Annotated in this window: 7 protein-coding genes; 1 reads left to right on the forward strand and 6 read right to left on the reverse strand. The window is 71.7% G+C overall.

The genetic code is table 11. From position 1 onward, the window contains the following. Positions 1–169: 169 nt before the first annotated feature. Both ACFWEG_RS27515 and ACFWEG_RS27520 read right to left on the reverse strand, forming a co-directional pair. Positions 170–2,668, reverse strand: a complete 2,499-nt coding sequence (locus tag ACFWEG_RS27515) for an MFS transporter (RefSeq protein ID WP_387220404.1) — start codon at positions 2,666–2,668, stop codon at positions 170–172. 125 nt (positions 2,669–2,793) lie between these two features. Then, the gene (locus tag ACFWEG_RS27520; protein WP_387220407.1) at positions 2,794–3,267 is read right to left on the reverse strand and encodes a MarR family winged helix-turn-helix transcriptional regulator; all 474 of its coding nucleotides are present in this window, start codon (positions 3,265–3,267) and stop codon (positions 2,794–2,796) included. Between the two features lie 264 nt (positions 3,268–3,531). Here ACFWEG_RS27520 and ACFWEG_RS27525 point away from each other — a divergent pair, with 264 nt between their 5' ends. Continuing rightward, complete coding sequence (locus ACFWEG_RS27525; protein WP_387220409.1) at positions 3,532–3,747, forward strand: hypothetical protein; 216 nt, start codon at positions 3,532–3,534, stop codon at positions 3,745–3,747. A 114-nt stretch (positions 3,748–3,861) separates the two neighbouring features. On the opposite strand, the gene ACFWEG_RS27530 is transcribed toward ACFWEG_RS27525, so the two are convergent. The 4 genes from ACFWEG_RS27530 to ACFWEG_RS27545 form a co-directional block, all read right to left on the reverse strand. Then, complete coding sequence (locus tag ACFWEG_RS27530; protein ID WP_387220412.1) at positions 3,862–4,722, reverse strand: RNA polymerase sigma factor SigF; 861 nt, start codon at positions 4,720–4,722, stop codon at positions 3,862–3,864. 221 nt (positions 4,723–4,943) lie between these two features. Then, complete coding sequence (locus ACFWEG_RS27535) at positions 4,944–5,879, reverse strand: SigB/SigF/SigG family RNA polymerase sigma factor (RefSeq protein ID WP_387220414.1); 936 nt, start codon at positions 5,877–5,879, stop codon at positions 4,944–4,946. Between the two features lie 206 nt (positions 5,880–6,085). Beyond that, positions 6,086–6,388, reverse strand: a complete 303-nt coding sequence (locus ACFWEG_RS27540) for a Dabb family protein (protein ID WP_387220417.1) — start codon at positions 6,386–6,388, stop codon at positions 6,086–6,088. 46 nt (positions 6,389–6,434) lie between these two features. Then, on the reverse strand, positions 6,435–6,599 hold the full coding sequence (locus ACFWEG_RS27545; RefSeq protein ID WP_387220420.1) for a hypothetical protein: 165 nt from the start codon (positions 6,597–6,599) through the stop codon (positions 6,435–6,437). Between the last annotated feature and the right edge of the window lie 337 nt (positions 6,600–6,936).

Consider the following 6,936-nt stretch of genomic DNA (forward strand, 5'->3'; position numbering starts at 1 on the left):
TCCGTTTGGCTGGGGGGGGGGGGGGGGCGGGGGCGGGTTGGGGGGTCCGCCCGCACCCGCCCCCCCCACCCCCCGGATGTTTCACGTGAAACACAGCCGATGCGGCATCGGGCGATGTTTCACGTGAAACCGAGCCGAATCGGCCTCAGTTGTACGGCCTGGCGGGGAACTACGCCTCGCCGTGACCCAGTTCGATGTCGTACCCGTCGACCCCGCCGCCGTGGACGGTCACCGCGCTCGCCACCGGCGGGTAGCCCGTGGCGATCACCGAGTACTCACCGGCGTCCAGGTCGGCGAAGGCGTACGCGCCGTCCTCGCCGGTGATCGCGGTGGCGGCGACGTTGCCGGCCGCGTCGACGAGCGTGACGCGGGCGTCGACGACGGCCCGGTCCGCGGAGTTCCTCACGACGCCCCGTACGACCGCACCGGAGCGCAGCTGGATCTCGATCCGGGTGACGCCCTGGCCGCCGACCTCGACGGGCAGCGCGACCGGCCGGAAGCCGTCGGAGTTGACCGCGACGGTCACCGCGCCGGGGACCAGCTCGGCGAAGGCGAACTCGCCCTGCTCACCGCTGCGTCCGGCGGCGAGGACGTCGCCGCGCACGTCGGTGACGATCACCATCGCGCCCGGGACGGCCGCCCCGCCGTCCACCGCCGCGACCGTCCCGGCGAGGCCGCTGGTGCCCGACAGGAGGATGTCGTAGGCGAGGGTGTCCTCGCCCACCACGACGGTGGAGGCCTGCGGCTGGAAGCCGTCGGCGGAGGCGATCAGGACGTACGAACCGGCGCCGGGTGCCCCGATCGCGTAGGCGCCGTCGTCGTGGGCGACGGCCCGGCCGAGCTGCTTGCCGGCCAGCGAGATGAGGGTGACGGCGGCCCGCGGGACGGGCGCGCTCTCCGCGCCGCGCACCACACCGCGGACGACGGGGCCGTTCACGGGCGTGGGGGTGGGGACGGCGTCGGCGGGCGCGGCGCGCAGCTCGGCGGTCGCCGCCGGGTCGGCGGGGCCGGCGGCCGCGGCCAGGGCCGGCGCGGGCACCTCGGCGGGCAGCTCCGCGGTCGTGTCGGCCGCCTGCTGTCCGGCCGAGCTGGTCCGCAGCGCGACCTCCTTGATGAACAGGGTCAGGAGCAGCGCGAGGAACGCCGCCGGGGCCGCGAAGAGGAAGACGTCGGCCACGCCGTGACCGTACGCGTCCTCCATGATCGTCCGCAGCGGGGCGGGCAGCGCGTCCAGGTCGGGGATGCCGCCGCCGCCCGTGCCGCCGTGGCCGAACGCCGCGCCCTTCGGACCGAGCGCGGCGACGCCGTCCTTGACGTAGTCGGTGACCCGGTTCGCCAGGACCGCGCCGAGCGCGGAGACGCCGATGGCGCCACCGAGCGAGCGGAAGAAGGTGACGACGGACGAGGCCGCGCCGAGGTCCTCGGGAGCCACCTGGTTCTGCGTGCAGAGCACCAGGTTCTGCATCATCATGCCGATGCCGAGGCCGAGCAGCGCCATGAAGACGGCCACGTGCCAGTACTCGGTGTCGTAGCGGATGGTGCCGAGGGTGCCGAGGCCGGCGGTGACGAGGACGCCGCCCGCGACCAGCCAGCCCTTCCACCGGCCGGTCTTGGTGATGACCTGGCCGGAGACGGTGGAGGAGACGAACAGGCCGGCGATCATCGGGATGGTCATGACGCCGGACATGGTCGGCGACTTGTCCCGGGCCAGCTGGAAGTACTGGCTGAAGAAGACGGTGCCGGCGAACATCGCGACGCCGACGAACAGGGAGGCCAGCGAGGCCAGCGCGATGGTCCGGTTGCGGAAGAGCCGCAGCGGGATGATCGGCTCGCTCGCCCGCGACTCGGTGAGCACGAAGAGCAGGGCGAGCACGACGGCACCGGCCACCATGACCCCGGTCTGCCAGGAGATCCAGTCGTACTTGTCACCCGCGAAGGTGACCCAGACCAGGAGCAGGGAGACCGCGGCGGACACGAGGACCGCGCCCGTCCAGTCGACCTTCACCTTGCGCTTCACGACCGGCAGTTTGAGGGTCTTCTGCAGCACGATCAGGGCGAGCACCGCGAACGGGACGCCGACGTAGAAGCACCAGCGCCAGCCCAGCCAGCTGGTGTCGGTGATGACGCCGCCGAGCAGCGGGCCGCCGACGGTGGCGACCGCGAAGGTGGCGCCGAGGTAGCCGCTGTACCGGCCGCGCTCCCGGGGGGAGATCATCGCGGCCATGATGATCTGCGCGAGCGCCGACAGGCCGCCCACGCCGATCCCCTGCACGACCCGGCAGGCGATGAGCATGCCGGTGTTCTGCGAGAGGCCGGCGACGACCGATCCGCCCACGTAGATGAGGAGCGCGACCTGGACCAGCAGCTTCTTGCTGAACAGGTCGGAGAGCTTGCCCCACAGCGGGGTCGCGGCCGTCATCGACAGGAGGGCGGCGGTCACCACCCAGGTGTACGCGCTCTGCCCGCCGTCGAGGTCGTTGATGATCTCGGGGAGGGCGTTGGAGACGATCGTCGACGACAGGATCGCGACGAACATGCCGAGCAGGAGCCCGGAGAGCGCCTCCATGATCTGCCGGTGGGTCATGGGTGCGCCGTCGCCGGGGGCCGGGTGGTGGCTCCCGTGCTTGGCGTGGCCGCCCCGCACACCGGCCGGTGTGGTCGTCGCCATGGAATTCCTTTGCTTGGTTGCTGCGTGGTCACTGCTTGTCTGTGCCGGGGCGCTTCCCGGGGGAACGGCCGGCCGCCGGCGGGCTGTCGCACACCGGTACGGGGAACGGGCCGTGGGCGTCGCGCCTAGTCCGGGCTGGAGCCGGACGTGCGGCCGCCCGCCGCCGGCGTGCGGCAGTCCCCGAAGCTCGCGCGGAGCCGGTCGAGGAGGGTGTTGAGCTGCCCGACCTCGTCGTCGGACCACTCCCGGAGGGTGACGGCGAGCGAGTCGGTGTAGCGCTGTGCCAGGTCGTCGAGCACGTCCGTGCCGTCCTCGGTGAGCCGCAGGATCCGTGAGCGGCGGTCGCCGGGGTCGGCGACGCGCTCGATCCAGCCGCGCTCGGCGACGTGGGTCACGTGCCGGCTGGTCACCGAGACGTCGACGGCGAGCAGCTCGGCGAGCCGGCCGAGCCGCATCTCGCCGTGCCGCTGCAGCACGTGGAGCACGGCGGCCGATCCGGCGGGGCAGCTCGGCGGGAGGATGCGGGAGAGCTCCCGCTTCACCGCGCCGATCGCGCTGAGCTGCCGGGCGAGCTCCTCGTACTGCCCCTGCCCGGCCACGCGCGCCACTCCGTCCGTTCCGTCCCGACCGCCGGTGCTCCGGAGGTTTGTTGCTTAGGGCAACCATAGAAGTGGTTGGTTGCTACAGGCAAACTCAAAAAGGGCATAGGTCGTCAAAGAATCGGCAAAGGTCCCTTGACGCCGGTGCGGACCGGTCGGCAGGTGACGTGATCACGACGGCGCATGGCGCGAAGTCGCTCCTCGCCGGTCCGGCACCGGCCCTGGGCTGTGCGGCGGGCCGGGTCTTCGCTAGGGTCCTGGCCCATGGCACACAATCCCCACGCTCCTCAGGGCCCCGAGGGACAGCAGCACGACCCGGCGGGCAGCACCCAGATGTTCCGCGCGTTCGTCGACGACGCCCCCGCCTCCGGCGGCCGCGCGCAGGCGACCCGCTCCTCCGGGCCGAACGTCGGTCTGATCGTCGGGGTCGTCCTCGCGATCGTCGTCGTCGCCGCGGTCGCCTGGCTCGCCCTCGGCTGACCCGCCGCCCGCGCGTACCTCTCCCACCCGTCCCTCCTCCGCCGCGACACGACCCGGCCGCCGCCCCCTTCGTCAGGGGGACGGCGGCCGGGTGCGTTCACGGGGGCGGGCCCGTCAGTCGCTGATGAGCCCCTCGCGGAGGGTGGAGAGCGTCCGGGTCAGCAGGCGCGACACGTGCATCTGCGAGATGCCGACCTCCTCGCCGATCTGCGACTGGGTCATGTTGGCGAAGAAGCGCAGCATGATGATCTGCCGTTCGCGCGGCGGGAGTTTGGCCAGCAGCGGCTTCAGCGACTCGCGGTACTCGACGCCCTCGAGCGCGGTGTCCTCGTAGCCGAGCCGGTCCGCGAGCGAGCCCTCGCCGCCGTCGTCCTCCAGGGCGGGGGAGTCGAGCGAGGAGGCGGTGTAGGCGTTGCCGACGGCGAGGCCGTCGACCACGTCGTCCTCGGAGACGCCGAGGACGGAGGCGAGCTCGGCGACGGTAGGGGAGCGGTCGAGCTTCTGCGCCAGCTCGTCGCTCGCCTTGGTGAGCGCGAGCCGCAGCTCCTGGAGTCGGCGCGGCACCCGGACCGACCAGCTGGTGTCCCGGAAGAACCGCTTGATCTCGCCGACCACCGTCGGCATCGCGAACGTGGGGAACTCCACGCCCCGTTCGCAGTCGAAGCGGTCGATCGCCTTGATGAGGCCGATCGTGCCGACCTGGACGATGTCCTCCATGGGCTCGTTGCGGCTGCGGAACCGGGCCGCCGCGTACCGCACCAGGGGCAGGTTGAGCTCGATGAGCGTGTCCCGCACGTAGGTCCGCTCCGGGCTGTCCTGGTCGAGGGCGGCGAGCCGCAGGAACAGGGAGCGGGACAACGTACGGGTGTCGATGGCGCCGGAGACTTCGAGCACGTCGGACGCCGGCGCAGAGTCGTTCCCGCTGTCGTTCTCGCTGCGCGTGAGCACCTTCGAGCTGCCCTGTTCTACGGACATGCCACCCCCTTGAGGTCGCGGACGGTCGCGGCGGACGCTCCCGTCGGAGGAACGCAGCCTCCACCTGAATACCGGAGCGGAGACTGCGGCAAACGCGGTTCCAGCAGAATGTCACATGTCGGCAACACGCTGTAGCGCCAAGTCGACAAATCTGCGCAGGAAAAGGGGGGTCTGTGGCATTTCTGTCGGCAAGGCCCCGCGGCGACCTTCACTCCTGTGAGCTACAACTCGACCCTGTTTGCGGATCGGAGGCGTGCGAAGCTCCGGGCGAGCAGCCGGGAGACGTGCATCTGGGACACGCCCAGTTCGGCGCTGATCTGGGACTGCGTCAGGTTGTTGTAGTAGCGCAGGAGCAGGATGCGCTGCTCTCGCTCCGGCAGTTGCACCAGCAGATGCCGGACCAGGTCGCGGTGCTCGACGCCGTCGAGTTCGGGGTCCTCGTAGCCGAGCCGGTCGACGAGGCCGGGCATGCCGTCGCCCTCCTGGGCGGCCTCCAGGGAGGTCGCGTGGTAGGAGCGGCCGGCCTCGATGCAGGCGAGCACGTCCTCCTCGGCGATCTTCAGCCGCTCGGCGATCTCGGCGGTCGTCGGCGAGCGCCCGTGCATCGTGGTGAGGTCCTCGCTGGCCCCCGTGACCTGCACCCACAGCTCGTGCAGGCGTCTGGGGACGTGCACGGTGCGGACGTTGTCGCGGAAGTAGCGCTTGATCTCGCCGACCACGGTCGGCATGGCGAACGTGGGGAACTGGACGCCCCGGTCCGGGTCGAAGCGGTCGATCGCGTTGATCAGCCCGATCGTGCCGACCTGGACGACGTCCTCCATCGGCTCGTTGCGGCTGCGGAACCGGGCCGCGGCGTACCGCACCAGCGGCAGGTTCGCCTCGATGAGCGCGGTGCGCACCCGGCCGTGCTCGGGCGTGCCGGGCTCCAGGTGCTTGAGCTTGCCGAAGAGGACCTGGGTGAGGGCGCGGGTGTCGGCCGTCCGCTTCTTGGCCGCGGCGGCGGCCGGCGACAGGACGACCTCGGGCCGACCGGGCGCCGGTACGGCGTCGGCGGCGGGCTTGGGCGCGGCCTCGGTGGCGGCGGCCGGGACGGAGACCGGGGCGGTCCCGTCCTGGGACGCCTGCGGCGGGGCTTGCGGCGCAGTACTGGCCGGCACGGTCAACGCGACACCCCTTCGTGGTCCACACTCCGTCAAAAGCGGTCATAGCATCACAAGACATGTCCACTGTGTGCAAGCACCGCAAACTGCCGTGTTGGGGGTGTATCGCGTTCCAAACGTCAAATCGCCCCTCACTCGGGAGAGTGAGGGGCGGGATCGCGCGACCGCCGAACGGGGGCGGTGCGGCGCAGGGGCGCCGGAGGTCAGGCCGCGGGCACCTCGTAGTCGGCGATGACCCAGGTCGCGAACGCGCGCCACTGGCCGGCGGCGGCCTGGTGCGCGGGGTGCTGGATGTACCGGGCGAGCGCGTCCAGGTCGTCGACCGCGGAGTTGATGGCGAAGTCGTAGGCGATGTCCCGCTCGGTGATGTTCCACGCGCACTCCCACGCGCGCAGTTCGGGGATCAGCCCGTCGAGCTCCTCGAACGCCTTCACCCCGGCGGCGACCCGCTCCTCGTCCCGGGAGACACCGTCGTTCAGCTTGAAGAGGACCAGATGGCGGATCACGGAGCGCTCCTGGGATCGTGACGGGCGGACGCCGGATGCTTCCGGATCAGCTGACCAGCTCCGTCATGAAGTCGCCCACGCCGCCGGCGGCGTCCGAGATGCCCACGAACCCTACCTTGACGAGATCGGCGGCCCGCTCGGGCGAGTTGACGATCGTGTACAGGACGAAGACCACCAGCCCCCAGACGATGATCTTCTTCGCGTTCGCCATGCCGTGCGGCCTCCCCTGCCGAACTCCTGAACGGTCGCGTGAGTCTATCCGTGGGCCCTCCGCCGTCGTCCCCGGGACCAACGGCCTTCCGCCTGGGGCCCTTCGCCGGGCCGCGCACCGCTCGTACGGGAGCAGGATGGTGGTCGAGGACGCGGGAACCGGCAGGAGCCCGGCGGACTCGAGGAGCCGGACCCTCTCTGCGGGGTCCGTCGCCGCGCGACCACCCCCTGACCGCGGCGCCGGGCTACGAGGACGGCTCTCATGGGGGAAGCGGCTTGTCCCCCCGATGCCGCTTCCCCCGCCCCCTGCGTGCGCGAGAGGCCCGACCGGTCGCGAC

Source organism: Streptomyces sp. NPDC060194 (genome assembly GCF_042728285.1).
Classification (GTDB): domain Bacteria; phylum Actinomycetota; class Actinomycetes; order Streptomycetales; family Streptomycetaceae; genus Streptomyces.

Coding starts and splice junctions, on each gene's coding strand:
- ACFWEG_RS27515 (WP_387220404.1), bottom strand. CDS start 2,668: ATGGCGACGACCACACCGGCCGGTGTGCGGGGCGGCCACGCCAAGCAC.
- ACFWEG_RS27525 (WP_387220409.1), top strand. CDS start 3,532: ATGGCACACAATCCCCACGCTCCTCAGGGCCCCGAGGGACAGCAGCAC.
- ACFWEG_RS27530 (WP_387220412.1), bottom strand. CDS start 4,722: ATGTCCGTAGAACAGGGCAGCTCGAAGGTGCTCACGCGCAGCGAGAAC.
- ACFWEG_RS27545 (WP_387220420.1), bottom strand. CDS start 6,599: ATGGCGAACGCGAAGAAGATCATCGTCTGGGGGCTGGTGGTCTTCGTC.